The sequence below is a fragment of the Ulvibacter litoralis genome (genome assembly GCF_900102055.1).
Taxonomy (GTDB): Bacteria; Bacteroidota; Bacteroidia; order Flavobacteriales; family Flavobacteriaceae; genus Ulvibacter; species Ulvibacter litoralis.
In genome coordinates this window covers 224,588-250,159 of record NZ_FNBA01000003.1, presented here as the reverse complement: position 1 = coordinate 250,159, position 25,572 = coordinate 224,588, and the positions used below count along the sequence as shown (strand labels likewise).

Below are 25,572 nucleotides of genomic sequence, written 5' to 3'. Positions count from 1 at the left end.
AATCTGTTGATTTTACACAGCTTCTATTTTTAAATTGTATTTTTATAAGATGAAAAAGAAGTTTTTTAAAATGTTGGCGAAAATTAATAAGAAGGTGCTTCCTAGTTTTACGAAACAGAGGTTGGATCTTGCCAATGCCTCCAAGTTTCAAATGGCGTTGTTTGGCTATAAGCTTTGGGTAACTAAAAACGCCTTGGACTAGTAGCTTATTAACGGTCTCAGTTCGTATTGATCTAGTTTTTGAGCTCCTTTTAAAAATTCGATTTCCATAATAAAATTACACTGCACTACAATTCCGCCGAGTTGCTCAATGAGTTTACATGCCGCTTTTGCGGTTCCGCCAGTAGCAAGCACATCGTCGTGTAACAATACTCGGTCCCCTTTTTTAATAGCATCGTCATGCATTTCCAGTACATCAATTCCATACTCTAACGAATAGGGTTCTTTGATGGTTGAGTACGGAAGTTTCCCAGATTTACGAATGGGTACAAATCCAGCATTTAACTTTTGTGCTAATAGTGTTCCGAAGAAAAAACCTCTAGATTCTATCCCAACTACCTTGTCTATTTTTTGGTCTTCTACCAAACTTAACAGACCTTCTAAGCAAAGTGCTGAAGCTTCACTATTTGCCAATAGCGGCGTAATGTCTTTAAATAAGACGCCTGGCTTTGGAAAATCTTTAATATCTCTAATATAGTCTTGTAGTTGGATCATTGTTTGTTTTTAGGAGTGTTTGCACATTTTAGGCAAACGTTAATTCATGTTTGGGTTTGTTATTTTCAAATTCAAATAGCTTGGAATAGTCCATCACGTTTGAAATACCATCTAATTGACACAAAAAAGCGACCGTAGCAGAGAGTCCGTTAAACAACACTTCCTTGTCGGTAGGATTTTCAGGTCGTTTTGAATTTCGAATCAAAGGGACACTGTAACCACAACCTTCTAAGAAAACGGCTTCAATTTGCAATAGTTCTTTGGGTGCGTATCCATTCATTTTCCGTCCAAAACGTTGGTGTACAGTTCCTATATAGTTCAACTCCAAAGAACCGTGCGTGTCTGTTAGATATTTCCAGCTTTCTGAAGTATCACATATATTTCCTACCGCACAGCTTTTACAACATTCGGGATGCAATGTATCGTTATGAAAAGCAACATACAGTTTTTTAATCGCCTGTTCTAATCGTTCTGATGACTTCATAGGAGTTGGTTTAAAAGGATGCCTTAAATTACTGAAAATATAAGAAACAACTTGCTCCCTCATTACATTTATAATGTTAAAAATGCAGACACATCCTTAAATAAAGGGAACTTTCCGAAGCCATGAAAAAAAATTAAGAAAGTATTGCGCTATAACCGTAAAAAGAAATATATTTGCACCCCGAAACAATTGCGACTTCTGTTTCTTTTGTTTTGGAGCATACAATCGGCCTCGTGGCGCAACTGAATAGCGCACTTGATTACGGCTCAAGAGGTTACAGGTTTGAATCCTGTCGAGGTCACGAAATACAAAAAACCACGCTTTTTATAAGAGCGTGGTTTTCTTTTTTTAGAACAATACAAGTCTCAATATTACTTCGAGGCTTTTATCCTTATTCTTGTACTAATTCAGAGAGCACTTGTTTAAACACATCGACCGGCTGGGCTCCTGTTACAGCGCTTTTTCTGTTAAACACTATTGTTGGCACAGAACTTACTCCTAATTGTTGCCAATACCCTTCTTTAGTTCTCACTTCGTTACGCGCTTCCTCATCGTCAAGTTTTGCTAATGCTTCTTCTGCATTTAAACCAACATCTAATAAAGCTTGTTTTAAAACGTCTCTTTTAGAAACATCTTTTCGTTCACTAAAGAAAGAAGCTGTTAAACGCATTTTTAATTCGGTTTGTTTTCCGAAGTCTTTCGCATATTCTAAGAGTACATGCGCATCAAAGGTGTTTGCCATTCGCATTTCATCAAAATAATCGAACGTGAAGCCTAATTCTGCTCCAGCTTCCGTCATGTGTTGTTGCGAAGCTTTTTGTTGTTCTAAGGTAGAACCGTATTTTTCAGCAATATGTTCCTGTACATTTTGACCTTCCGCAGGCATGTTTGGATTTAACTCAAACGGTTGCCATTCTATTTCTACTTGGTCTTCAATACCAAGTTCTGTTATTGCTTTTTCCAAACGTTTGTATCCAATGGTACACCAAGGACACACTACATCTGAAACTATATCTATTTTTAATTTCTCTTTCATCTTGTTCATAATTTATTGGTTTTGCATACTTATGAATAAGCAACAAGAATTGCTGCTATTTTATTCAAGTCGGATGCTTCTATTTCAGTTTTTGGTGCTAACGGAAATGTTTGTTGTCCAGGTCTTCTTACAAAAGCAGCTCTCCATCCTGCCCAAAGTGCTCCGGCAACATCCCAACCATGGGCTGCTATCAACATACACTCTTCGGGCTTTACATTTAATTTATTTGCTGCCCAAGCATAGGAATCGGTAAAGGGTTTAAATTTACCCGCATCTTCAATGCTTAATCTTTCGTCGAAAAAATGCGTTAAACCAGCACTTTCAAATTGTTTTGTAACCCCTTCGTTCGATGAGTTTGTGAAAGATACCAAAGTATATCCCGCTTCTTTTAACTGTGTCAATGCATCTTTAACTTCTGGATGTGCCGGCAATCCTCGCAAACCAGATAAAATAACACTTCGCGCTTTTTCTTCGGAAATTTCAATATCGTGATTCGCTGCCACCATTTGTAAAGCTGCAGCACCAATATGTCCGAAAGACTCATAGCGACCACTTGCCGAAACCACTAAGGAATAGTGTAACATTGTTGTAAACCATAAGGGCAGCAAGTCTTCATTTCCGCCTAAAGTTTCTCCAACTTGCTTTTTCATTTGAATAAGGTCTAGCAATGTCTCGTTGACGTCGAAAAATAATACTTTGGGTCTGATTTTAGTTTCCATTAGAAAGTGTTTTTATATCTGAAGGTATGATGAAACGTTATTAAGGATTCGTAGACCATAATGATCCGCTAGCCATCATTGCGCGTCTTGGCAATTGCAACCCTGCAACTATTAATTGCGCAAAATCTTCTGGTTGTAATACCGATTCTGTATTCCCATCTGTAATTCCTAATTCTAACGACATATCTGTAGCGATTGTACTTGGCGTCAACGTATTGACTCTAATGTTGTTTTTACGAACCTCTTTCATTAAGGATTGTGACAAACCGATAACGGCAAATTTGGAAGCAGAATACGCAGAAGTACTTGCATTTCCATTTAAACCAGCGGTAGAAGAAATATTGATGATATCTCCTTCGTTCTTATCTATTAAATATGGAAGTACTTCTTTAGTTACATAATACATTCCTAGAACGTTGGTTTTAATGATATTTTCCCATACAGTAGGGTCCATTTCATTTAACGTTCCAAATGCAGCAATACCTGCATTGTTTACTAAAATATCTACCGTCCCTAAATTTGAAATTATATTTTTAATCCCAGTTTTAACCTCATCGTAATTTCCAACGTCAAATACTTCATAAAACGCATTTACCCCTAATGCCTTAAGCTCTGAAACTGTTTCAGTTAAATTAGCTTCATTTCTACCCGTAATAGCGACATCGATCCCTAGTTTGGCAAATGCTATGGCTGTGGCTTTTCCCAACCCTCTGCTTCCACCTGTAACGATGGCTTTTTTATTTTTTAATTCCATGTTCCTTTTTTATTTAAATATGAATAGTATTTTATTTCCGTTTTTTTAATGCCGCGATAATTTCAGTCAATTCTGCTCTTTCTCTATAATCTGCATCTAAAAATGCATACTGAATAATTCCGTTTACATCAATGACATAGGTGGCCGCTAAGGGTAATTCATTGCTTTCATCACCATTTTTTTCATTCAAACCAAACGCAGCTTCATAAATAGACGCTACCTCGTTTGTTAGTTTGAACACAACACCGTATTCTTTTCCAACGGTATTCCCGACATCACTTAAAACAGTAAACTCTAACTTATTTTTTTCCGAAGTACTTAAAGAATTATCAGGCAACTCAGGTGTTAATGCGATTAGGGTTGCTCCTGCTTTTTTAAACGCTGGTAATTTTTGTTGCAAATACTGCAATGTTATATTACAATACGGACACCATCCTCCTCGGTACCATGTTAAAACTACAGGGCCTTTTTCTAATTCATTGTACAATGAAACAGATTCATTTAACGCATTTTTTAAATTAAAATTTGGTGCTTTATCGCCTACATTAATAGCCTTATCAAGGATTCCAGAAGTTGCTACTGCAGCAATACCCTCTGTATAAATTTGATTTTTTTCTTCGGAATATTTTGCAATTCCTTCTTTGCGCTTTACGTCTAACAATGCGTCTAATTCCCCTTTATTTTTTGTTGCTTCCATCTTAGTTACTTGTTCTTTTTTTTTAATTCTGAATGAACACAGAAAAACTATAATTTTCCAAATTTACAAAACTACATTTCGGTGTTCTAATTACCTTTTCATTAAATCTACTTCTGAAAGAAGTTATACTACTTCGCTAATCTGAACTAATGGCTGTGCATTTGTGAAATTTGGAAGATCTGCTAAAATAGCTGCTGCATTTGCTCCAAAAGATTTCTCAAAGGAATCTAATGACGCAAATGTTAGGTTCGCAATTACAACATAAGGAGCCGCTATATATGGTGTGGCACCCGTTAGTCCAAAGTTAACGTCAGACGCTACGATTGCATCACCTAAAAGCTCTGAAAGCAACTGACTGTGTTGCTTTGTATAGTATTCTTTATCAAACTTTACATCCGCATTATTCGGATACAATACTGTTAGTTTAATCATTTGTTTTTTTATTTAATTAAAGCCTTCCGTCCTCTAACGGAAGGCCTACAGCTAGTAACCTGTATTATTGGGGAGTTACAACGCTATTTTTCCACGCAAATTTTTCAAATGCAGCATCTACAGGCGTATGTGCGATGTGATTTGTATAATTACTAATTACTTTTTGAGACAATCCCAAAATGATTTCTAATACTTGTTGTTCACCATAACCCGCCGCATAGAAAGCATCTAAATCTTCTTGTGCAACATTTCCACGATTACGAACAATCGTTAATGTCATAGTACGTAACGCTTCTAATTTTGAATCTTCCAGAGGAGTTTCATTTCGTAAAGCTTCAGTAATGGCATCATCTACTTTCATCATTTTTGCGATTCCTGTATGTGCAGGAACACAGTAATGACAAGCATGTTCTACATTAATGGTTTGCCACACTACCGTTAATTCCTCTTCATTAAAAGAAGTTTGTGTAAACAACTCGTGTAGTGTTTGATAGGCTTCTAAAATTTTTGGAGCTCCCGCTAGTACACCGTGTAAACCTGGAATCATCCCATAGGCTTTTTGAGAGTTTTCTAATAGTGCTTTGCTACCTTCTGGTGCAGTTTCTATGTTGTGAACTTTTAATGTTGTCATAATTTCTGAATTTTTAAATATTTATAATTGTTGTTCTAAACTAAACAATCGTTTAGTTATTTTGTAAAAAAAAGGATTAGATGTTTTGGAAGGTCATTTCTATGTAATCTTCAATTTCTTTCTGACTGTTTACTCTAGATGCCGCTGCTAGGCCATGCTTAGCTAGTAATAAAAAATTAGCCTGTTTTAATATGGTATCTTCATCTTTTGAAGGATCCATTTTTAATTTTTCGATAATTAACTCTTTAAGATTGTCCATAAAAGAACCCATTTGTTCCTTTATTAATTGATCATCACTTTCTGAAAATTCATTGTAGGTATTAGTTACCAAACACCCTTTTTGATTTTTTCCTTGAAACGTAATCGCTACAGAATCATAAAAGAACTTTTTAATATCTGCCACCCCTTCTGTCCCATTTTTGAATGTATCGAAAATGCTTTTAATGTTCTTTTTATAGCATTTTAGGCTTTCCAAAAAAACACCATGCTTACTTCCAAAACTTGAATAAATAGAAAACTTATTAATTCCCATTTCTTTCTCAAGCATTTGCATAGAAGTATTTTCATACCCATTCCGCCAAAACAAATGCATTGCTTTGTCTATAACCTCATCTTCTTTATATTGTTTTTTCCGTGCCATGTTACTTAATACAGTACAAAACTAACCAATCGTTTAGTAATAAAAAAACATTATTCTATTTTTTTATTCAAGAATTACTAAAGAGACGTATTAACTCAAGTATAGCTTGAAATTTTATACTTTTAACTTTCCATAGTTATAATTCAAAAAACCCATGTCTTTAGATCAAAACAAAGAAAATGCCATTGCTTTTTACAAAATGGCTTACGAAGGAAACCCAGAAAAAGCGGTTCAGTTATATGTTGGACAAGAATACATCCAGCACAATCCGGATGTTGAAAACGGCATACAAGGTTTTATTTCATACTTCGAAAGGATGCAAGCCGAATATCCTCAAAAATCTATTAAATTTGTACGTTGCATAGCTGAAGGCGATTTGGTCGCATTACACACGCATCAAATATGGCCAGATGATGACCAATACATCACGATGGACTTTTTTAGATTTGATGAAAACGGTAAAATTTGCGAACATTGGGATTCCATTCAACAAATCCCTAAGCACTCCAAAAACCCAAATACGATGTATTAAAAAACAAAAGGCTTACCAAATTTGGTAAGCCTTTTGTCAAACTGAGCGCTTCGAAGTTTTTAAATAGACTATCAACACTTCTTCTACAATCTCAGAATAAAATTTTATACTATTTAGTGTATTTCTGCACTTAAACCTGCGTCTAATAACATTGAACACCTTGGTTCTAACTCGTCGTAAGCACCTGTTTTAACCGTACATTTTCCTTTGTAATGCACAATAATAGAGCATTGCTCTGCTTGTTCGGGTGTATGCTCACAGGCATACATAAGTACATTAATTACATGATCGAAGGTATTAACCTCATCATTATAAAGTACTATTTCGTTTTGATTGCTTTCTAATTCGGCAACCGAACCTTCTTCTTGTATTTTCTCTTTAAAACTCATAATAAAAAGAATTTTTTAAACACTTTTACTAAATTACAAATTTTGCCGCAATCCAGTTATTCTTTTCTTTATTATCAACGAAAGTGAATCCCAACTTATTGCAACAATCGGTAATGATTGGCAAGTCTTCTTTATAAAAACCACTTAAATACAACGATCCGCCTTCTGTTAAGCAGCTTCTATACATCGCCATATCGTTTAATAGAATGTTACGGTTAATATTTGCTATTACAATATCGTACTGGTTTCCTTTCAGTAAAGCAGCATCCCCTAGACCGACAGTAATATTTTTACAATTATTACGCGCTACGTTTTCCTCCGAATTTTCGAAACACCACGGATCAATATCGATAGCATCTAGTTTTGAAGCACCTCGCATTTCAGCCAAAATAGCCAACACTGCCGTTCCGCAGCCCATATCCAATACAGTTTTTCCTTCAAAATCGTTTTCTAATACATGTTGAATCATCATAAAAGTGGTTTCATGATGTCCTGTTCCAAACGACATTTTAGGCTCTATAACAATCTCGTATTTCACGTCGGATTCTGGATGAAAAGGCGCTCTTACAATACAAGTTCCGTCTACTTCAATAGAATCAAAATTTTTCTCCCACTCCGCGTTCCAATTTACTTGTTCTATTTCTGAAAAAGTGTGCGTAATTGCAAACTCTTCCGAAGAAAGAATTTGTATCTCTTCTAAAATAGCTTCGTTCCATTCGTCTTTCTGAATGTACGCCGTTACACCTTCTTCTGTTTCAACAAAACTTTCAAAGCCTGCGTATCCCAATTCAGCAATCAAAATTTCGGTTCCTGGCTGAAGGGGTGTTACTGTAAATTCGTATCCTATATATATTTGTGACATATGCTATTTTAAGTACTTTCTATGTTTTTTTATGCTGAATGTTTTACTTCGTTTCGAATGCATTTACAATTCCCATGAAGCTTTCAGCGTTTAATGCAGCGCCACCAATTAATCCGCCATCAACATCTGGCTTTCCAAATATTTCTGAAGCATTGGCAGGTTTTACACTCCCTCCGTATAAAATAGAAACATTAGTTGCTACTGACTCTGAATAGGCTTCCGCAATTGTTTTACGTACAAATGCGTGCATCTCTTGTGCTTGCTCCGGACTGGCAGTTTCGCCTGTTCCAATCGCCCATACAGGCTCGTACGCTAACACAATCTGTTTCCAATCGGCTTCAGCAATGTGAAACAATCCTTCTTTTAATTGAGAAGCTACCAATTCAAAATGATTTCCCGACTTTCGGTCTTCCAACTCTTCTCCAAAACAGAAAATAGCTGTCATCTCGTTTTCCAACGCAGCCGTTACTTTTTCAGCCAACAATGCATTGGTTTCATGAAAATAAGCACGACGTTCACTATGTCCTAGAATCACTGTCTTCACACCAACACTTTGAAGCATTTGTGCCGAAACTTCGCCAGTATAGGCTCCGTTTTTTGCTTGATGCATGTTTTGCGCCACCACTTCGATAGGATGATCTATTACCGAATTAAAAGCAGCATACAAGTTTGTAAACGTCGGTGCGACAAGTACCGAAACATTTTCCGGAATCACTTGTTTTTTCAGGTCGTTTAAAAGAGTTTCTGTTTCTGAAAGATCATTATTCATTTTCCAATTTCCAGCTACGATTTGCTTTCTCATATACTAATTGTTAAAGGGTGGTTTATTGTTTTAATGCTTTTGTAATATTTTTGTCGTTGGCTTTTATCGCTTTATACAAACGAATATCGCCTTCCGGACTCACTACCATATATCTCGGAATCCAATCTAACTTGATCGAACTTCCAAAAGGACCTTTCCATCCAGATTTCACAAAATAGTTCTCGCCTGTTACATCGTATTTTTCAATTCCTTTTTTCCAACTTGGCACATTTTTATCCATCGAAAGAAACAAGAAAACCACATCACTATGTTGAATTTGCAAGGCTTTCACAATAGGCATCCCTTGAATACAATCTTTGCACCAAGAAGCCCAAACGTCTATTAAAATGGTTTTACCAACGTGTTTTTCTAAGATATCTCCAAAGGAAACTGAATCGCCTTCAAGACTTAAAAAAGTATCTTCTAAAGCTTCTTTCTGAAAAGCAACTTCTTCTTGCGCTTGCACTGAAAGACTTATAAATACAATACAAATAGTTAGGATTAATTTCATCTTGCAAAGGTATTGAGTTATTTAAAAAATAGCTGTTAAATATTACTTAAGCTCTAATTTTAGGATCGAGCCAACCGTAAATAACATCTACTAAAATATTAATGATAATAAATAAGGAAGCTATCACAAGCACCGCGCCCATAATAATAGGTAAGTCTAAGGTATTTAGAGCATCTACAATTTCTTTCCCTAAACCATTCCATCCAAAAATGTATTCAACAAAAACAGCTCCTGCCAACATGGAAGCAAACCATCCTGAAATAGCCGTAACCACAGGATTTAAGGAATTTTTCAAAGCGTGTTTCCAAATGATTGTAAAAAAAGACAAGCCTTTCGCTTTTGCCGTTCTGATGTAATCTTGGTTTAAAACTTCTAACAATGAATTTCGCATTAACTGACTCACAACTGCTAAGGGACGTATCCCTAGAACTACAGCCGGCAGAATAATATTTTTCCATTGTATGTAACGTCCTTCCCCAAAATCGTCTACCTCGTACAAGCTACCTGTCATATTTAGTCCTGTGTATGTATGCCACACAAAACCGAACAGCCACGCAAATAAAATGGCACTAAAAAAAGAAGGCACACTCATTCCGAAGGTGCTCACGAGTTGTATCAACTTGTCGATCCAACCGTCTTTAAAGAGTACGGAGACAATTCCTAAGAGGATTCCTAAAAAGATCGCGATACAAATTGCCGAAACTGCTAACACTACTGTATTGGGTAATGTTTCAGCTATTACCGAGCTTACTTTTTTTCCATTCTTCTGAAACGATTCTCGTAAATACGGAAATTTCAAGGCTACGGTAGTGTTTCCGACTGTAAAAAGTTGCGTTGCGCTGTATTTTTCTTCGGAAAGAAACGTATAATCATCAGGATTTGTACTGTGAAAAGAAAGTGGCGACAAATCATTCATATACTGTAGGTACTGAACTCCAACAGGCTTGTCGAATCCGTACTTCTTTTTTACAACAGCAATTTGTTCGGCACTTTCATTTTGTCCCAGCATCATCCGCGCAGGATCTCCTGGAAGAATTGTAAACAGGAAAAAAATAACAGTAACTACTCCAACCAAAGTAAGCAACGCATAACCTATTTTCTGAAGTATGTAGCCTGTCACCCGTTATTGTTTTACATCATCTATGGATACTACTTTGTATTCAAAATCTTCTCCAAACAATGTTTTCGCATAAGTTTCAATTGTTTCGTCATATCCTACAGCCGCACGACGTTCGTTTACAGTTTCCGGATTTTCAATAGGCCAAATAAACGATCCTCTTTCATCATCGAAAGTCATTCCTTGTGTACCATAAATTTGTGGCTTCCCTTCGTTCATTAAGTAACGATCTTCCATCATTGCTGCCGAACGTTTTGAAATTTCTCCCGCTTCCGCAGCTTTTTTAATCAATGGCAAGTACGTTTCTATTTTATCAGGATTGTGCTGTAGTACATACCACGCAGCCAAACTTGACTCCTCACCTACTACCGATTTCCCAGGATAGCCTTTGGTTTTAAAATAATCTTCAACAAATGCCATGTTAGAACCATCTACCGCTTTTTGCATTTGCATTAGATCGCCTGTGTATTCCTCTTTGCTTAATCCCATAGACTCTCCTAATTCTTTTAGAGCTTCTGGAGAACTTGCTTGCATTAATCTTCGGTATTTTTGATCTAATACTGCGATACTATCCAAACGACGTTTTACATCAAAATCTAAGTTTGGTTTTGCATTTTCTAAGGTGTTTAATTGTAATTGCAATGCATCATTCCAATGTAATTTTTGCATGATGGTTCCTTCTTGCAATTCTAGAATTCCTGGATTGCTTCGAACAATAGTTTTCAAAGTAGTTTCGTCGCAAAAGTAAAACTTGAAATTAAGTTTGTATGCTTCCGACAAGTCTTCCATAATCGCCTGCGAAGAAGCTGACAACCCAATTACTTTATATCCTTTTTTAATGGCTTCATTGGTTACTTTACGAACATTAGCATACCCTTCTTTTTCGGTCATACTATAATTATACGCAATCACAACAATAAGATTTTCTTCTGCTAAAAACTCGGCTGTATAATCTTTATCTTCACGTTCCATCGTGAAATCGTGAATTGGCGCTTCGTATCCCGCCTGAATTTCTCGTGTATCAACACTTACAAACTCACCATCTACTTTTGGATAATCTCCATTGGTTGTTATCACTTTTTCAGCGCCATCTATAGTAAACTTCCAATCGTACTCAAAAATAGGTTTTGGAGCATCTTCAGGAACCGTCATACCTTCCGTGATATTGTTTCCAATTTTGTAGGGTCTAAAATCGATAATTGGCAAGTGCTGTAATACATGATAGGTAATTGCCAAACAAACTACAAATGATGCAAATACGACAATGCTATTGATGTTCTTTGAAAATATAGGCTGAATGTATTTCCTTCCGAAGAATAAAATAAGGATGAATACCAACAGTATAATATCTTTGGTAAACGACTCCCAAGGGGTTAGTTTGATCGCATCTCCGAAGCATCCACAGTCGGTTACTTTGTTGAAATACGCTGAGTAAAAGGTTAGGAACGTAAAAAACACAATCATTAACAATAAACTCCAAACCGTGAACTTTTTAGCATAGCCAATCAGTACCATCACTCCTAAAAGTACTTCAAAAATCACCACAAAAATTGCGATTACCAATGCGTATGGCACCAAAAACTCTAAATTTAAAACTTCGGGAGCAAAGTAGTCTTTCAGTTTAAACGAAAAACCAACGGGATCATTTAATTTTATTAATCCGCTGATAATAAATAAGGCTCCGACGAGAAATCTTGAAATGGCAACGAGTAGCTTCATAGTAGTTCTTTTAAATAGCGTTTTTTTATTTTTATGCTTCTTGCTCTAATAAAATTAGCGCAAATACTGAGTAATTAATCATGTCTTGATAATTGGCATCTATTCCTTCGGAAACTAACGTTTTTCCTTGATTGTCTTCAATTTGTTTTACACGTAACAATTTCTGAAGAATCAAATCTGTTAACGAACTCACCCGCATATCGCGCCAAGCTTCTCCGTAATCGTGATTTTTATCGAGCATTAATTGTTTGGTCACAGCCACTTTTTCATCAAACAGACGGGTTGCTTCCTCAATACCTAAATCGGGTTGCTCTACCACACCAAGCTCTAGCTGAATCAAGGCCATGATAGAATAATTAATAATCCCAATAAACTCGGCACTTTCTCCTTCATCTACTTTGCGCTCTGCATTTTGTTGTAAACCGCGAATACGCTGTGCTTTTATAAAAATTTGATCGGTTAATGAAGGCAGACGTAAGATTCTCCAAGCGCTTCCATAGTCTTTCATTTTATTGACAAACAACGCTCTACAGGTTTCAATTACCGCGCTGTATTGTTTTGAAGTATCTGCCATAATAATGTGTAAGATTTTGCGTAAATTTCGCTTAAATAAATTAAATTAAAAAATTGCGAACACTTAATTGTAAAGGTACGTTAATAGACCTGTCCTATCCAAAAGTAATGGGCATTATCAATGTAACCCCAGATTCCTTTTACGACGGCGGAAAAACAACTGCTTCGAGAGAAATTGTAGCACAAGCAAAAACCATGTTAGACGAAGGCGCCACCTTTTTAGACATTGGCGGTTACAGCTCGCGTCCCAACGCCGAAGAGGTTTCTGAAGCGGAAGAATTACAACGCGTACTTCCTGCTATCGAAGCCATTTTAAACGAATTTCCAGAGGCACTTATTTCTATCGACACCTTCAGAAGTGAAGTAGCAAAACAAGCTGTGGAAGCTGGAGCTGCGCTAGTAAACGATATCTCGGCAGGCACAATAGACCCAACAATGATTTCCGAAGTAGCCAAACTCAACGTTCCTTATTGTATGATGCACATGCGCGGAACACCACAAACAATGGCTGCATTAACCGATTATGAAACTATTACGAAAGAAGTCATCTTCTTTTTTTCTGAAAAAATTGCAGAAGCCAGAGCTGCAGGAATAAACGATATACTTATAGATCCAGGCTTCGGGTTTGCAAAAACTAAAGATCAAAATTTTGAACTACTGAAGCATTTAGATCTTTTTAAACAACTTGAAGTCCCTTGTTTGGTCGGTGTATCGAGAAAGTCTATGATTTACAAAACCTTAGAAACTACTCCAGACAACGCCTTAAACGGAAGCACCGTTTTACATACGATTGCTGTATCTAAGGGTGCTAACATACTTCGTGTACACGATGTTTCTGAAGCGGTCGAATGCATCAAATTAACGCAAAACCTCAAATAAGGATCTTACTATTTTCAATAATTTTAAAGTACTTTTACAAAAACCCACACTCTTTTGGAATTTCTAGACATACGAATTATAGACATTGTTGATATCGTGCTTGTCGCTTTGCTTTTGTATTATGTGTACAAATTGGTGAAAGGGACGGTAGCCATCAATATTTTTGTTGGAATTGTGATTATCTACGGAATTTGGAGATTGACCGAAATTCTAGAAATGGAGCTTTTAAGTAAAATTCTAGGAGGCTTCTTAGGAGTTGGAATGTTTGCCTTAATTGTTGTCTTTCAGCAAGAAATTCGTCGTTTTTTATTGATGCTAGGTTCTACAAATTTTAATGCCAGACGTCGCTTTTTCAATCGTTTTAAATTCCTTTCCGAAGAAACAAAATCGTCCACCAACATTAAAGCACTTATGGAAGCGTGTAAAAAAATGTCGGCATCCCACACAGGAGCACTTATTGTTTTGAAGCGCAACAACAGTCTCGATTTTGTGAAAAATAGTGGAGACGAAATGAACGCTGAAGTCAACCAACCTATTATTGAAAGCATCTTCTTTAAAAACAGTCCGCTGCACGATGGTGCCATGATTATTGAAGACAGTAAAATTACAGCAACACGGGTTATCTTGCCTGTTTCTAACGATCGTAAAATTCCGTTGCGTTTCGGACTTCGACACAGAGCTGCCGTTGGAATCACTGAAAAAACCGATGCCGTTTGCTTGGTGGTTTCTGAAGAAAACGGACAAATTTCATACTTAAAAGACGGAGATTTTGTGTTGTATGAAACACTTGAAGAGTTAACAAAAGTAATTACAAAAGATTTAAGCTAATAGAAGCATGAACTGTAAAAACTGTGAATTTCCACTTTCCTCAAACGACAAGTTTTGCAGTAATTGCGGCGCAAAAGTTATTACAAATAGAATCACCCTAGGCTATATCGCTTCGGAAGTGTATGAAGGCTTTTTAAGCATTGATTCAAGCAAACCCATTCGTACTTTTTTAGGTCTTTTTAGCAAACCTGAAGTTGTCATTGGAAGCTACATTGACGGCACTCGAAAAAAATATATTAACGCATTTGGTTATTTTACCATTGCCGTTACGCTTTCTTCCTTCTTTTGGTTTGTATTTAGTAATTTTTTCCCAGCTTCATTAGAAAGTTTAGGAAGCTTGATGGCAAAACAGAACCCTAATGACCCTGATGTTTCTGAAAACGTACTACAAGCGACGATAGAATACCAAACATTAATTTCTTTTGCCTCAATTCCTCTTTTAGCACTCATTTCTCGAATCGTTTTCTTAAAAAACAAAAAATACAACTTTGCAGAACACTTATTAATTAACATGTATGCGTACTCACATGGAACCATTGTGATGACACTTATTTACTTTCTAACCATTCCTTTTAAAGGGCTATTCGCCATCATTGCGATTGTCTCCGTGCCCGCTATCATTTTGTATTATTCCTTTGTACTGAAAAGATTATACAGCCTTAGTATTATAAAAACAATTTTGAAAACGCTTTTATTTATTCCGATTATGCTCTTATTCTATCTTGCGATTATTATTTGCATCGGAATTTATATGTTTTTAACGGGATCACTGCAACCTAGTTAAACTGAGCTAGACTGCTGTTTCGGTTGCAAACTGCACTTCGTAAAGGTTTCGGTAATACCCATCTTCTCTTTTAAGAAGTTCTTTGTGAGTTCCAGATTCTACTATTTTACCAGCATCCATTACTAAAATCTTATCGGCTTTTTTGATAGTAGCCAAACGATGCGCAATCACAATGGAGGTTCTTCCTTTGGTAATTTTATCGGTAGCCATCTGAATCATTTCTTCGGAATAGGTATCGACAGAAGAGGTTGCTTCATCTAAGACAAGAATGCTTGGTTTGCTAACATAGGCTCGTAAAAAAGCAATTAATTGACGCTGTCCTGAAGACAACATCGTACCGCGTTCTTTCACGTTATAATGATATGCCCCTGGCAAGCTTTCAATAAACTTATGCACTCCAATTTCTTTTGCTGCTTCAATTACTTTTGCTTCAGAAATTGATGGATCATTTAACGTAATGTTGTTCAGAATGGTGTCTGCAAATAAAAATACATCTTGCAATACCACCGCTATATGACTTCGCAATGATGCTAAAGTATATTCTTTAATTGAAACTCCGTCAATCAAAATGGTACCACTATTTATTTCGTAAAAACGATTCAATAAATTAATAATGGTCGATTTCCCTGCGCCTGTAGCCCCTACAATTGCAATGGTTTCTCCTGGTTGTACTGAAAACGAAATATCTTTAATCACTTCTTCATCTTCAATATAGCCGAAACGGACTTTTTGAAACTCAATATGCCCTTCTGTTTCTTTTAAAACCTTTGTCCCTTCATCTGCAATATGAGATTTGGTGTCTAAAATTGCAAACACACGGTTGGCAGCAACCATTCCCATTTGCAAAGTGTTGAACTTATCGGCAATTTGACGTAAGGGTCTAAAGAGCATTTGAGATAATTCAATAAAAGCGACAATCATACCCAGCGAAACAACACCGCCTTGTGCTGCGTTTAAACCACCATACCAAACTAACAAACCAATGGCAACCGACGAAGACATTTCAGCAATAGGAAAGAAAATAGAGTTGTACCACACCGTTTTAATCCACGCTTTTTTATGTTTTTCGTTAATCTCTTTAAACTGCTTGTATTCGGTGTCTTCACGCACAAAAACCTGTACAATTTTCATCCCTGTAATACGCTCTTGCACAAAAGAGTTTAAATTCGCCACCTGATTCCGTACATCTTCAAAAGCCACTTTCATCGCTCTTTGAAACACACGCGTTGCATATAAAATAACAGGTAGAATTGCGAAAACAATCAGAGACAATCGCCAGCTTTGTGTTAGCATAAACCCTGCAATCACCCCCATTTTCAGTAAATCACTTATAATCATGAATAAGCCTTCACTAAAAATACTCGAAATGGTTTCAATATCGTTTACAGCTCTCGTCGTTAAACGCCCCACCGCACTTTTATCGTAATACTGCATTTTAAAACCCGTCATGAGTTTAAAAAGCTTTACTCGTAAATCATTGATTACATTTTGTCCGAGCCACGTGGTATAAAAAACAAATACAAATTGAAAAATTACCTCCAACAAGAGTGTTCCGAGCATAATCCCTAAGAAGAACATGAAATTCTCATAATCTTTAGGCACAATAGACTCGTCTATGGCTTTCTGTAAAATATACGGACGCAACACCGAAAGCACCGACATTGCCACAGCAGTGAATGCTACTAAAAAGAAAATAAGACGGTACGGGTTTGTGAACGCTAATAACCGTTTAAATAATTTAAAATCGAATGCATTGCCTGAATCTGCCATAGTATTACCGCGTAGTTGGGTATCTGTTTAAACTTTAAATATTTCTTCTGGGTATAACACTTTGGTTAAAAAGAGTCCTTTCGCAGGTGCCGAAGCGCCCGCATTCACTCTGTTTTTACCTTCTATAATGGTTCTAAATTCATCCAATGTTGTTTTTTGAAAACCAACATCTAATAAAGTACCTACAATGGCACGGACCATATTTCGTAAAAAACGATCGGCAGCAATAGTGAAAATTAACTGGTTATCCTCCAACCTCCAATATGCTGTTTTTACAATACAAAAATAAGTTTTTACATCTGTATTGGAACGTGAAAAGCATTGAAAATCTTTATACTCTAATAACAAAGCGGCGGCTGTATTCATTAAAGCTACATCGGGTTTGTGATGTAGTTGATGACTAAATCCTTCAGAAAAAGGGTCTTTCCCGAGCGTCACAATATATTCGTATTCTCTTTCACAAGCATGAAAGCGTGCGTGTGCATCTTCAGCTACTTGAAAAATAGTTTTTACTGAAACATCCTTCGGAAGAAACGAATTAAGCCGAAATACCAACGCTGAAGAATCTTCAATGGTATCAAAATCGAAATGGGCATACAACTGCTTTGCATGCACACCTGCATCGGTACGCCCAGCTCCCATAACCTTAACTTCTTTCCGAAGCAATGTAGATAAGGCCTGCTCTAAAACCTCCTGAACACTAATTGCATCCGGTTGTCTTTGCCACCCAAAATAATGGGTTCCCTTGTAGCTAATTTCAATAAAGTATCGCAAATCTTTTTTGTAAAGTTCAAATTTACAAAATACTCATCGTCCGTCATCCTTTTTAAAAGTATTATTCAGAGTCCTTCGGAAAGTGAGTAGAACCAAAAATTCTAAGAGATTATTGATGTAACTTTGTCGCTTAATACCCTATTCTTTTGAAAAAAATACTCCTTCTTAGTGACACCCATAGTTATATAGACGACAAAGTGATTTCGTATGTAAAACAAGCCGACGAAGTTTGGCATGCTGGCGATATTGGCGATTTAAAAGTGACCGATACTTTGAAGGCCCTAAAACCGCTTCGCGCTGTATATGGAAATATTGATGATGCAAAGGCAAGAGTTGAATTTCCGTTGAACAATCGATTTTATTGTGAAGATGTAGAAGTGCTCATTACACACATTGGCGGTTATCCAGGAAGGTACAGTCCCGCCATTAGAGAGGAAATTTATAGCAATCCGCCGCGCATCTTTATATCGGGTCATTCGCACATCTTAAAAGTAATGAATGATAAAAAAAGAGGGATTCTTCATATGAATCCAGGTGCTATAGGCACACATGGGTTTCATCAAGTACGAACCATGCTTCGTTTTGAAATAGATGGGAAAAACATTCAGAATTTAGAAGTGATAGAGTTTAAGCGGTGACTTGTGACTTGTGACTTGTGACTTGTGACTTGTGACTTGTGACTTGTGAAAAATTTAATTTATTTGTTGCACAAAAATAAATACTCCATTCTTTTCTCAACATGTGAAGCGTCCTAAAACTACTCGCTACAAACTGTTAATTAAAACAATAAACCCCTTTAGGTGGCATCCTAAAGGGGTTCGCACTAATATACTAAGATCGGTTTAGCGTAAACGGTCAACAGATTTTACGAGATCCTCGTCCTTTTTAATAGCCTTATTGGCCAACACTAAAAAAACGATAGAAATGATAGGAAGTAGCACCCCAATACCCTTCTCAGAAACCAAAGTTTCTCCGGATAATGTTAGCGACCTATAAACGAAAACTCCCAGTAATACAAAGTTTGATATGATGTTTAAACGATTTAATACAAATTGTAATTGTCGTTTTTTAAAACTTAGAATTGATATAATTATCAAAACAATAGAAATAAAAATCAGTCCAAAAACTAATGGTTCACTTCGATCTATAATAACTACGCCAGCTGCATCTTGAACTAAAGGAAACCACACATAAAGCGATCCCATGACTAGCGCAGAGATAATAAGGTATATAGTTTGTATGCGTTGTAACATTGACAATGTTGTTAATTAAAAGCAAAAATACAGTTTCTTTTTAAAAATATAAATGAAGAATATAATTTATTGTTGTATAATTGCAGTAACAATTCGTAACCACTTCAATCAAGGTTACTTAGTCTTCAATTAATTTTCAGAACGATACATCTCCCAACGGGAAACAGTATATCCATTAACTTATAGTATTTTAAATGTTTGAAATTTCAGAATTAAAATTAAAAAAGCTTCCCGAACTTCAGGAATTAGCTAAAACCTTAAATGTCCCAAAATTTAAGTCCCTAAAAAAACTAGACCTTGTATATCAAATTCTAGATTACCAGGCAACCAATCCTAAAGCCGTAAAAGCTATTGTTCCAGAAGCTAAAGCAGAGCCTGTTGCAGCAAAACCAGCTGAAAAGGCAGCTACGCCAAAAGAAAAACAAGAAACAACTGCTCCTAAAGACGCAACCGAAAGTACTCACAAAAAGCCACAACCACGCGAAGTGCGCAAACGTGAGCCACGTACAGACAACCGTCAAAAAAATACACCAAAGCCAAGAGCTCCAAAAAAAGAGGAAGAAAAAACAACTGCAACGACATCTGATACTGTTTCTAAAACAGAAGATGCTAAACCTGCAGCACCTCAAAAAGAACAAGACAATAAAAGGCAACCTAACAAAAGAGACAATAACAACTCTTCTAAGGAGCCACGTCAAAAACAACAAAGAGACCGAGATCATAATAAGCAAAGCAACAACCATAAAGACAATAGAAATAACGGAAATAAAGATTCTCGTAATCGTTATAGAGAACCGGATTTTGAGTTTGATGGGATTATTGAAAGCGAAGGTGTTCTAGACATCATGCAAGATGGTTATGGATTTTTACGCTCTAGTGACTACAATTACTTATCGTCTCCTGATGATATCTATGTATCACAATCGCAAATTCGTTTGTTCGGACTAAAAACAGGAGATACTGTATTAGGGGAAGTTCGCCCTCCTAAAGAAGGTGAAAAATACTTCCCTCTTATTAAAGTGAGTAAAATAAACGGTTTGAACCCAAATGTGGTTCGTGATCGTGTTTCATTTGAGCACTTAACTCCTTTATTCCCTCAGGAAAAATTCAATTTAGCAGACAGACAAAGTACTATTTCGACACGTATTTTAGATTTATTTGCACCTATCGGAAAAGGACAACGTGGTATGATCGTTTCGCAACCTAAAACAGGTAAAACGATGTTGCTTAAGGATATTGCAAATGCAATTGCAGCAAATCATCCTGAAGTATACCAAATTATTTTATTAATTGACGAACGTCCTGAAGAGGTTACCGACATGCAGCGTAATGTACAAGGTGAAGTAGTCGCGTCAACATTTGACAAAGAAGCTACTGAACACGTACGCGTTGCCAATTTAGTAATTGACAAAGCAAAGCGTTTGGTAGAATGTGGTCACGATGTAGTTATTCTTTTAGACTCTATTACTCGTTTAGCACGTGCTTACAATACCGTACAACCTGCAAGTGGTAAAATATTAAGTGGTGGTGTGGATGCAAATGCATTACACAAACCAAAACGTTTCTTTGGAGCGGCTCGTAATATTGAAAATGGTGGGTCTTTAACTATAATTGCTACGGCTCTTACTGAAACTGGATCTAAAATGGACGAAGTTATTTTTGAAGAATTTAAAGGAACTGGTAATATGGAGCTTCAGTTGGATCGTAAAATATCTAACAGAAGAATCTTCCCTGCTATCGACCTTACCTCTTCAAGCACACGTAGAGACGACTTATTACTTGACGAAACTACAATTCAGCGTATGTGGGTACTTCGCAAATACTTAGCCGATATGAATCCTGTAGAGGCGATGGAATTTATCAATGACCGCATCAAGAATACAAGAAACAACGAAGAGTTTTTAATATCCATGAACGGATAATTTAAACCATTCTATTTAGAATATGAAAAGCGTCAATTACACCTTGTAATTGACGCTTTTTTTGTACAATAGCTAGAACTAATCTTTGTTCTTTCTAGCAACACACCAGCCTATACCGCATAAAAAAAGCCTCACTTTCGTGAGGCTTTTACTACTAATAGTATTAAATACTATTTAGTTTTTTACAACTTTTTCAGTAAGTGAACCAGCAGTAGTGTTGATATTTAAAATATAAACTCCTCTTGCAAGGTCAGCTATATCTAAAGAACCATTTACTAATCTAGCACCCGTATCTTTTCCTAATACATCGTATAAAACAGCATTTTTCACCTCTACTGTAGCAGGAACTCTTACGTTTAATACATCTGAAGCTGGGTTAGGATACACTGACACTTGAGATAACAAAGTATCATTCACACCCGCTACTCCACAGTCCGCACCAAATAAGAAGTTTCCAAAAAGCTCTCCACTTCCATTAATACCTTCTATTTCCATTTTTGTGATTGGCTCATCAGCAATTACACCAAAAAATGTTTGTACTCCAACTGGTACAGCTATAGTTAAAACATCTATTAAAGCACCTCCAGTTCCAAACACTCTGATATCAACCGATGGATCACTGTTTTCCCAAAGATCCATTCCAACAGCATATACATCTGGTGCAAAATTAATAATAGTATATTCTGTAAAAGTATTAGCTCCCACAAGCGGATCAACATTACCAATAGCTCCTCCAGGAATACTAATTACATTCGTACTATTAGAAGCCATCACATCAAAGCCAAGTTCTAATTCTCCAGCAGCATAACATCCATCACCTGCATTACTTATTACAATTCCACATTCTGTGATTCCACTAGGACCTCCTGCAAAATCTTCTGATGTTAATGTCGTATCTGAACAATTATCTCCTACTGCATCACTAAATCCATTAAGAGTTGTATAGGTATCAATTATACTTTCAGCTCCATCACCGCCGCTAATAACAACAGCTTCCTGATTAGAAGTCGTTTGAACTGTTGTAGAAGAATTACTAAGAACCTCACTAAAACTTTCTGCTTGTTGCGCAAATGTAGTACCAAATGCGAATAAAAAGATTACCGTAATTTTTTTCATTATGTTAGTTATTTAAAGATTAATATCAAATAAAGATAATAAACCACAAGTAACTAATTATCATGTCGTACCAAAAAAAATAAAAAAATCCATTTTATTCTAAAAATTACAATTCTTTTTCCAACCAATTCACAGTAGTTAATACACAAAAAAAAAGCCCCACTTTCGTGAGGCTTTTCTAGTAATATTAGTTTTAAATACTACTTAGTTTTTTACAACTTTTTCAGTAAGTGAACCAGCAGTAGTGTTGATACTTAAAATATAAACTCCTCTTGCAAGGTTTGCAGTATTCATAGCTCCGTTTACTAAACTTACACCAGTGTCTTTTCCTAATACATCATATAAAACAGCACTTGTTACTTCAACAGTTGAAGGAACAGATACGTTTAATACATCAGAAGCAGGGTTTGGGTAGATAGAAACTCCAGCAAGGCTGTTGTTATCTAAACCAAGAGCAGTATCAAGTACTACATTAATAATGAAATCATCAGGGAATCCGATTGTTTCAGTAGTAGTTGGCTCAGTAATAGCACAACCTACAGATGTTAAATAAGAAGGAGCAGTTTCACCTAAAGTGTTTTGACCAATACGGAAGTTAACTGTTTCATCAACATCAGCTACCTCAACAATAACTTCAGAAGTTGAATCAATGTTAAAAGGAGTATCTAACGTTGCAGTTAAAATAGTACCAGCATCAGATTCTAAAACAGGAACCTGTTGTGTAGCTAATAATGTAAAGTTTCCAGCTGGAAAAGTAGCATCAGAAGAATAAAGATTCACTGTTACTGCATAAGGTGCAACAGCAAAATCTGAAGAACCTACTGCAAATTCTACTTGAGTAACAGCCATTTCATCAGTCACTCCAAAATCTGCAGGAGTATAAGATCTCCAAAAACTATTATCTGTTGAAATTCCAGATGTGTTATCAGCACATGCTACACTTCCTGTAATATCAGTTTGATCTGTTGAATGTGACATTGTAGTTTGTGCATTCACAAACGCAGTAACTGCTAATGCAGCTACTAATAAAGTAATTTTTTTCATAACTATTTTTTTAAAATGAGTAGCGAATATATTAAAATGAAATTATAAAAAAGCCTATAAAAAATATCATTTTCAACTTAACACCTCACCCTCATTATTAAAACACTAATAAACAGCGAATTGCATCCACGATTTTGAAGTGTTAAAATTTAGAATAAAGAAAAATTTTTGCAGCCTTAATCACCAATGCCTCATTGACAGCGCTTTAATAATTATCAAATACAATCCCTTATATTTGTTAAAATTTACAGCATGAAAAACGTATTCTTTTCACTTTCAATCCTGATTCTTTTTTCTTGTTCTTCGGAAAAAAAAGAAACTACATTTAACTTCACAACCTCTTTTGAAATTTCAGAAGGAACAGAAACGGCAACGTATGCTGAAGTTATTGAATATTACACGCATCTTTCTGAAGCATATACGTCTATTTCAATCTACACGATGGACAAAACAGATAGTGGAGAACCGCTTCATTTAGTTACGTTTAACCCAAATCGCAGTTTTGAATCGGAATTTTCCGAAGAAAATAAAAAAAATATCTTTCTAATCAATAACGGAATCCACCCTGGCGAAAGTGACGGGATTGATGCCTCCATGATGCTGTTAAGAGATTTTGCTACAGGAAAACTAAGCGCTCCCGAAAACACAATTATCGCAGTCATTCCAGTATATAATATTGGTGGCGCCTTAAATAGAAATAGCACCACGCGTACCAATCAAAATGGCCCGAAAGAATACGGTTTTCGCGGAAACGCCCGTAATTACGACCTTAACAGAGATTTTATTAAAGCCGACACTAAAAATGCGCGTGCTTTTAAAGAACTTTTCAGAAGTATAAAACCCGCTTTTTTTATTGATAATCACGTAAGTAATGGTGCTGATTATCAATATGCATTAACCCATTTATTTACACAGCACAACAAACTTGGCGGACCATTAGGAAATTACGTTCACACGTCCTTAATGCCACAACTTGAAGACTCATTACAACTTAAAAAATGGGACATCACACCCTATGTAAATGTATTTAACAGAACACCTGAAGGTGGTTTTTCTCAGTTCATGGACTCGCCTCGTTATTCTACAGGATACACTACATTATTTAACACGGTTGGAATGATGGTGGAAACGCACATGCTGAAACCCTACAAACAACGCGTAGAAGGAACCTACGAACTCATGAAAAGCTTCATCAATATTGCCGATAAAGATGCTGAATTGGTTACTGAACTTCGGAAAAACGCTCCTTTAAACTACAAAACAAACAACTACTACCCTATTGCTTGGAAAGTTGACAGTTCTAAAACGAGCACGCTAAAATTTAAAGGATACGAAGGCGAACAAATACCGAGCACCATTACAGGTACTAACAGACTAAAATACGATCGAAACAAACCTTTTACCAAAGAGCTTACATACTACAACTATTTTAAAGCTTCAGACAGCATTACAATCCCAAAAGCATATATAATTCCGCAGGGATATTGGAACGTAATCGACCTTTTAAAGCTGAATGACATAGAGTTCACCAAATTAAAAAAAGACACTATTATAGAAACTGAAGTCTATGCTATAAAAAGTTATGAAACTAGAAATAGTCCTTACGAAGGTCATTACTTGCATTACAAAACCACAACAACGACACTTTCAGAAAAAACAGCGGTTCGAAAGGGTGATTACATTGTGGATACCCAACAGGAAGGAATTCGATATATTCTAGAAACCTTAGAACCTTCAGCCGTAGATTCCTTTTTTAACTGGAACTTTTTCGATCCAATTTTACAGCAAAAAGAAGGCTTCTCTCCGTATGTTTGGGAAGACCAAGCCGACATATTTTTGACAAATAACCCAGAAATTAAAGCGCAGTTTGAAACTAAAAAGGCGACAGACCCTAATTTTGCAGGAAATTGGTATGCACAACTAGATTGGATCCACAAACAATCGCCTAATTACGAAAAAGCGCATTTACGATATCCGATCGTTCGGGTGCGTGAGTAAATATTCTTTCGGAAAAAGAAGTTTTATGTTCTCGTAGGAGTCTTGAAGTGCTTTTTGGGATTTTTCGAAATTCTTCCACTTTACCTTTTTGATACCTTCCTTTTCTTCTGGAATTAAAACACCATCGTAATCGCTGTACATTTCGTACCAATACGTGATTTTCAGTTTAAACTTTTCGTTTCGTTGAAAAATATGATAGGTTTTTTTTATAAAACGGCGGACTTCCAGATTTTTAACACCTGTTTCCTCCATCGTTTCACGAACTGCGGCATCTTCATAGCTTTCCCCTTCTTCAACCTTTCCTTTCGGAAGGTCCCATTTTGAGTTTCTACGGATAAAAAGAATTTCTTTTTTGTTGTTGTATACCATTCCGCCGCCTGCTTCAACCACAGGAAGTTTCTTCCGAAGAAATTGTTCTAACTTCTCTTCGTTCTTATGATAGATGTTAACATACAGCAGCTCGCCGTTGTTAATTTTCTCTATCAATTTTTTAAATTTTACCTCCTTCAATGGGATAGAGGTATATTTACTACCAATTTTTTTCTCTGTTGAGAGAATGATAGGAATTTCTTTGACAAAAACTTTATACATT

The 25,572-nt window shown here is 36.2% G+C and carries 30 protein-coding genes and 1 tRNA gene; 9 read left to right on the top strand and 22 right to left on the bottom strand.

Going from position 1 to position 25,572, the window contains the following annotated elements; genetic code table 11:
* The first annotated feature begins 49 nt into the window (after positions 1-49).
* Positions 50-202: an SsrA-binding protein gene (locus BLQ00_RS11215; RefSeq protein WP_093144329.1), complete on the top strand. Its 153-nt coding sequence runs from the start codon at positions 50-52 to the stop codon at positions 200-202.
* Here the strand turns inward: BLQ00_RS11215 and BLQ00_RS11210 are convergent.
* Positions 199-711 carry an adenine phosphoribosyltransferase gene (locus tag BLQ00_RS11210; protein WP_175445446.1) on the bottom strand — a complete coding sequence of 171 codons (513 nt, stop codon included), beginning with the start codon at positions 709-711 and terminating at the stop codon, positions 199-201. The two genes, BLQ00_RS11215 and BLQ00_RS11210, sit on opposite strands and share 4 nt — an antisense overlap.
* Before the next feature lie 31 nt (positions 712-742).
* Complete coding sequence (locus BLQ00_RS11205; RefSeq protein WP_093144325.1) at positions 743-1,198, bottom strand: Na(+)-translocating NADH-quinone reductase subunit F; 456 nt, start codon at positions 1,196-1,198, stop codon at positions 743-745.
* A 227-nt stretch (positions 1,199-1,425) separates the two neighbouring features.
* On the opposite strand from BLQ00_RS11205, the gene BLQ00_RS11200 reads away from it, so the two are divergent.
* Positions 1,426-1,499 (top strand) — tRNA-Arg (locus BLQ00_RS11200).
* 90 nt (positions 1,500-1,589) lie between these two features.
* Here BLQ00_RS11200 and BLQ00_RS11195 read toward each other — a convergent pair.
* The 7 genes from BLQ00_RS11195 to BLQ00_RS11165 all read right to left on the bottom strand — a co-directional run bounded on the left by BLQ00_RS11195 (position 1,590) and on the right by BLQ00_RS11165 (position 6,107).
* On the bottom strand, positions 1,590-2,234 hold the full coding sequence (locus BLQ00_RS11195; protein ID WP_093144662.1) for a DsbA family oxidoreductase: 645 nt from the start codon (positions 2,232-2,234) through the stop codon (positions 1,590-1,592).
* Positions 2,235-2,263: 29 nt separating this feature from the next.
* The gene (locus tag BLQ00_RS11190; protein ID WP_093144323.1) at positions 2,264-2,953 is read right to left on the bottom strand and encodes a haloacid dehalogenase type II; all 690 of its coding nucleotides are present in this window, start codon (positions 2,951-2,953) and stop codon (positions 2,264-2,266) included.
* A gap of 40 nt (positions 2,954-2,993) precedes the next feature.
* Positions 2,994-3,707, bottom strand: coding sequence for a 3-ketoacyl-ACP reductase (locus BLQ00_RS11185; RefSeq protein WP_093144321.1), 714 nt, complete (start codon positions 3,705-3,707; stop codon positions 2,994-2,996).
* A gap of 31 nt (positions 3,708-3,738) precedes the next feature.
* Complete coding sequence (locus BLQ00_RS11180) at positions 3,739-4,404, bottom strand: peroxiredoxin-like family protein (protein ID WP_093144319.1); 666 nt, start codon at positions 4,402-4,404, stop codon at positions 3,739-3,741.
* Positions 4,405-4,527: 123 nt separating this feature from the next.
* Complete coding sequence (locus tag BLQ00_RS11175) at positions 4,528-4,836, bottom strand: EthD family reductase (protein WP_093144317.1); 309 nt, start codon at positions 4,834-4,836, stop codon at positions 4,528-4,530.
* Positions 4,837-4,900: 64 nt separating this feature from the next.
* The gene (locus tag BLQ00_RS11170) at positions 4,901-5,467 is read right to left on the bottom strand and encodes a carboxymuconolactone decarboxylase family protein (protein ID WP_093144315.1); all 567 of its coding nucleotides are present in this window, start codon (positions 5,465-5,467) and stop codon (positions 4,901-4,903) included.
* A gap of 76 nt (positions 5,468-5,543) precedes the next feature.
* Entirely contained in the window at positions 5,544-6,107 is a 564-nt protein-coding gene (locus BLQ00_RS11165; RefSeq protein WP_093144313.1) for a TetR/AcrR family transcriptional regulator, read from the bottom strand.
* A gap of 154 nt (positions 6,108-6,261) precedes the next feature.
* Here BLQ00_RS11165 and BLQ00_RS11160 point away from each other — a divergent pair, with 154 nt between their 5' ends.
* Positions 6,262-6,639, top strand: coding sequence for a nuclear transport factor 2 family protein (locus tag BLQ00_RS11160; RefSeq protein ID WP_093144311.1), 378 nt, complete (start codon positions 6,262-6,264; stop codon positions 6,637-6,639).
* A gap of 113 nt (positions 6,640-6,752) precedes the next feature.
* On the opposite strand, the gene BLQ00_RS11155 is transcribed toward BLQ00_RS11160, so the two are convergent.
* Genes BLQ00_RS11155 through BLQ00_RS11125 form a run of 7 tightly spaced genes read right to left on the bottom strand, consistent with a single transcriptional unit; the run spans position 6,753 to position 12,613 of the window.
* The gene (locus BLQ00_RS11155; RefSeq protein WP_093144310.1) at positions 6,753-7,028 is read right to left on the bottom strand and encodes an ATP-dependent Clp protease adaptor ClpS; all 276 of its coding nucleotides are present in this window, start codon (positions 7,026-7,028) and stop codon (positions 6,753-6,755) included.
* 28 nt (positions 7,029-7,056) lie between these two features.
* The gene (gene prmA / locus BLQ00_RS11150; protein ID WP_093144308.1) at positions 7,057-7,890 is read right to left on the bottom strand and encodes a 50S ribosomal protein L11 methyltransferase; all 834 of its coding nucleotides are present in this window, start codon (positions 7,888-7,890) and stop codon (positions 7,057-7,059) included.
* 43 nt (positions 7,891-7,933) lie between these two features.
* On the bottom strand, positions 7,934-8,692 hold the full coding sequence (gene tpiA / locus BLQ00_RS11145) for a triose-phosphate isomerase (protein WP_093144307.1): 759 nt from the start codon (positions 8,690-8,692) through the stop codon (positions 7,934-7,936).
* A 22-nt stretch (positions 8,693-8,714) separates the two neighbouring features.
* A complete protein-coding gene (locus tag BLQ00_RS11140) occupies positions 8,715-9,203 on the bottom strand; it encodes a TlpA family protein disulfide reductase (RefSeq protein WP_093144305.1) in 489 nt (162 codons plus the stop codon).
* A 46-nt stretch (positions 9,204-9,249) separates the two neighbouring features.
* A complete protein-coding gene (locus tag BLQ00_RS11135; protein ID WP_093144303.1) occupies positions 9,250-10,323 on the bottom strand; it encodes an ABC transporter permease in 1,074 nt (357 codons plus the stop codon).
* 3 nt (positions 10,324-10,326) lie between these two features.
* Complete coding sequence (locus BLQ00_RS11130) at positions 10,327-12,039, bottom strand: BT_3928 family protein (RefSeq protein ID WP_093144302.1); 1,713 nt, start codon at positions 12,037-12,039, stop codon at positions 10,327-10,329.
* Between the two features lie 31 nt (positions 12,040-12,070).
* Positions 12,071-12,613, bottom strand: coding sequence for a DUF1599 domain-containing protein (locus BLQ00_RS11125; protein ID WP_093144300.1), 543 nt, complete (start codon positions 12,611-12,613; stop codon positions 12,071-12,073).
* Between the two features lie 107 nt (positions 12,614-12,720).
* On the opposite strand from BLQ00_RS11125, the gene folP reads away from it, so the two are divergent.
* From folP to BLQ00_RS11110, 3 genes are read left to right on the top strand one after another with little or no spacing between them, the layout of a single operon-like run.
* Positions 12,721-13,491 (top strand): dihydropteroate synthase, encoded by a 771-nt coding sequence (folP, locus tag BLQ00_RS11120; RefSeq protein WP_093144661.1) that lies wholly within the window; start codon positions 12,721-12,723, stop codon positions 13,489-13,491.
* 54 nt (positions 13,492-13,545) lie between these two features.
* Complete coding sequence (gene cdaA, locus BLQ00_RS11115) at positions 13,546-14,319, top strand: diadenylate cyclase CdaA (RefSeq protein ID WP_093144299.1); 774 nt, start codon at positions 13,546-13,548, stop codon at positions 14,317-14,319.
* 7 nt (positions 14,320-14,326) lie between these two features.
* Positions 14,327-15,103 carry a DUF3667 domain-containing protein gene (locus tag BLQ00_RS11110; RefSeq protein WP_093144297.1) on the top strand — a complete coding sequence of 259 codons (777 nt, stop codon included), beginning with the start codon at positions 14,327-14,329 and terminating at the stop codon, positions 15,101-15,103.
* A 6-nt stretch (positions 15,104-15,109) separates the two neighbouring features.
* Here BLQ00_RS11110 and BLQ00_RS11105 read toward each other — a convergent pair whose 3' ends face one another.
* The gene (locus tag BLQ00_RS11105; RefSeq protein ID WP_093144296.1) at positions 15,110-16,873 is read right to left on the bottom strand and encodes an ABC transporter ATP-binding protein; all 1,764 of its coding nucleotides are present in this window, start codon (positions 16,871-16,873) and stop codon (positions 15,110-15,112) included.
* Positions 16,874-16,900: 27 nt separating this feature from the next.
* On the bottom strand, positions 16,901-17,647 hold the full coding sequence (gene truA, locus BLQ00_RS11100) for a tRNA pseudouridine(38-40) synthase TruA (protein WP_093144294.1): 747 nt from the start codon (positions 17,645-17,647) through the stop codon (positions 16,901-16,903).
* Positions 17,648-17,793: 146 nt separating this feature from the next.
* Here truA and BLQ00_RS11095 point away from each other — a divergent pair, with 146 nt between their 5' ends.
* On the top strand, positions 17,794-18,285 hold the full coding sequence (locus BLQ00_RS11095) for a metallophosphoesterase family protein (protein ID WP_093144292.1): 492 nt from the start codon (positions 17,794-17,796) through the stop codon (positions 18,283-18,285).
* 204 nt (positions 18,286-18,489) lie between these two features.
* On the opposite strand, the gene BLQ00_RS11090 is transcribed toward BLQ00_RS11095, so the two are convergent.
* Positions 18,490-18,900, bottom strand: coding sequence for a DUF4293 family protein (locus tag BLQ00_RS11090; RefSeq protein WP_093144291.1), 411 nt, complete (start codon positions 18,898-18,900; stop codon positions 18,490-18,492).
* A gap of 194 nt (positions 18,901-19,094) precedes the next feature.
* Here BLQ00_RS11090 and rho point away from each other — a divergent pair, with 194 nt between their 5' ends.
* The gene (gene rho, locus BLQ00_RS11085; RefSeq protein ID WP_093144289.1) at positions 19,095-20,822 is read left to right on the top strand and encodes a transcription termination factor Rho; all 1,728 of its coding nucleotides are present in this window, start codon (positions 19,095-19,097) and stop codon (positions 20,820-20,822) included.
* A gap of 174 nt (positions 20,823-20,996) precedes the next feature.
* Here rho and BLQ00_RS11080 read toward each other — a convergent pair whose 3' ends face one another.
* Positions 20,997-21,938 carry a T9SS type A sorting domain-containing protein gene (locus BLQ00_RS11080; RefSeq protein WP_093144288.1) on the bottom strand — a complete coding sequence of 314 codons (942 nt, stop codon included), beginning with the start codon at positions 21,936-21,938 and terminating at the stop codon, positions 20,997-20,999.
* Positions 21,939-22,142: 204 nt separating this feature from the next.
* Entirely contained in the window at positions 22,143-22,982 is an 840-nt protein-coding gene (locus BLQ00_RS11075; protein ID WP_093144286.1) for a T9SS type A sorting domain-containing protein, read from the bottom strand.
* A 252-nt stretch (positions 22,983-23,234) separates the two neighbouring features.
* Between BLQ00_RS11075 and BLQ00_RS11070 the strand changes: the two genes are divergently transcribed.
* Positions 23,235-24,980, top strand: a complete 1,746-nt coding sequence (locus BLQ00_RS11070; RefSeq protein ID WP_093144285.1) for a M14 family metallopeptidase — start codon at positions 23,235-23,237, stop codon at positions 24,978-24,980.
* Here BLQ00_RS11070 and BLQ00_RS11065 read toward each other — a convergent pair.
* Positions 24,948-25,571, bottom strand: a complete 624-nt coding sequence (locus BLQ00_RS11065; protein WP_093144283.1) for an NUDIX hydrolase — start codon at positions 25,569-25,571, stop codon at positions 24,948-24,950. The genes BLQ00_RS11070 and BLQ00_RS11065 overlap by 33 nt on opposite strands.
* Position 25,572: the final 1 nt, after the last annotated feature.

Bases quoted from the DNA above. Each gene is read 5' to 3' on its own strand.
- BLQ00_RS11065 (WP_093144283.1), bottom strand. From the start codon at position 25,571: ATGTATAAAGTTTTTGTCAAAGAAATTCCTATCATTCTCTCAACAGAG.
- rho (WP_093144289.1), top strand. From the start codon at position 19,095: ATGTTTGAAATTTCAGAATTAAAATTAAAAAAGCTTCCCGAACTTCAG.
- prmA (WP_093144308.1), bottom strand. From the start codon at position 7,890: ATGTCACAAATATATATAGGATACGAATTTACAGTAACACCCCTTCAG.
- BLQ00_RS11105 (WP_093144296.1), bottom strand. From the start codon at position 16,873: ATGGCAGATTCAGGCAATGCATTCGATTTTAAATTATTTAAACGGTTA.
- BLQ00_RS11155 (WP_093144310.1), bottom strand. From the start codon at position 7,028: ATGAGTTTTAAAGAGAAAATACAAGAAGAAGGTTCGGTTGCCGAATTA.
- folP (WP_093144661.1), top strand. From the start codon at position 12,721: ATGGGCATTATCAATGTAACCCCAGATTCCTTTTACGACGGCGGAAAA.
- BLQ00_RS11075 (WP_093144286.1), bottom strand. From the start codon at position 22,982: ATGAAAAAAATTACTTTATTAGTAGCTGCATTAGCAGTTACTGCGTTT.
- BLQ00_RS11205 (WP_093144325.1), bottom strand. From the start codon at position 1,198: ATGAAGTCATCAGAACGATTAGAACAGGCGATTAAAAAACTGTATGTT.
- BLQ00_RS11130 (WP_093144302.1), bottom strand. From the start codon at position 12,039: ATGAAGCTACTCGTTGCCATTTCAAGATTTCTCGTCGGAGCCTTATTT.
- BLQ00_RS11180 (WP_093144319.1), bottom strand. From the start codon at position 4,404: ATGGAAGCAACAAAAAATAAAGGGGAATTAGACGCATTGTTAGACGTA.
- BLQ00_RS11185 (WP_093144321.1), bottom strand. From the start codon at position 3,707: ATGGAATTAAAAAATAAAAAAGCCATCGTTACAGGTGGAAGCAGAGGG.
- BLQ00_RS11090 (WP_093144291.1), bottom strand. From the start codon at position 18,900: ATGTTACAACGCATACAAACTATATACCTTATTATCTCTGCGCTAGTC.
- BLQ00_RS11215 (WP_093144329.1), top strand. From the start codon at position 50: ATGAAAAAGAAGTTTTTTAAAATGTTGGCGAAAATTAATAAGAAGGTG.
- BLQ00_RS11080 (WP_093144288.1), bottom strand. From the start codon at position 21,938: ATGAAAAAAATTACGGTAATCTTTTTATTCGCATTTGGTACTACATTT.
- BLQ00_RS11110 (WP_093144297.1), top strand. From the start codon at position 14,327: ATGAACTGTAAAAACTGTGAATTTCCACTTTCCTCAAACGACAAGTTT.
- tpiA (WP_093144307.1), bottom strand. From the start codon at position 8,692: ATGAGAAAGCAAATCGTAGCTGGAAATTGGAAAATGAATAATGATCTT.
- BLQ00_RS11140 (WP_093144305.1), bottom strand. From the start codon at position 9,203: ATGAAATTAATCCTAACTATTTGTATTGTATTTATAAGTCTTTCAGTG.
- BLQ00_RS11175 (WP_093144317.1), bottom strand. From the start codon at position 4,836: ATGATTAAACTAACAGTATTGTATCCGAATAATGCGGATGTAAAGTTT.
- BLQ00_RS11160 (WP_093144311.1), top strand. From the start codon at position 6,262: ATGTCTTTAGATCAAAACAAAGAAAATGCCATTGCTTTTTACAAAATG.
- BLQ00_RS11170 (WP_093144315.1), bottom strand. From the start codon at position 5,467: ATGACAACATTAAAAGTTCACAACATAGAAACTGCACCAGAAGGTAGC.
- BLQ00_RS11165 (WP_093144313.1), bottom strand. From the start codon at position 6,107: ATGGCACGGAAAAAACAATATAAAGAAGATGAGGTTATAGACAAAGCA.
- BLQ00_RS11070 (WP_093144285.1), top strand. From the start codon at position 23,235: ATGAAAAACGTATTCTTTTCACTTTCAATCCTGATTCTTTTTTCTTGT.
- BLQ00_RS11195 (WP_093144662.1), bottom strand. From the start codon at position 2,234: ATGAAAGAGAAATTAAAAATAGATATAGTTTCAGATGTAGTGTGTCCT.
- BLQ00_RS11190 (WP_093144323.1), bottom strand. From the start codon at position 2,953: ATGGAAACTAAAATCAGACCCAAAGTATTATTTTTCGACGTCAACGAG.
- BLQ00_RS11125 (WP_093144300.1), bottom strand. From the start codon at position 12,613: ATGGCAGATACTTCAAAACAATACAGCGCGGTAATTGAAACCTGTAGA.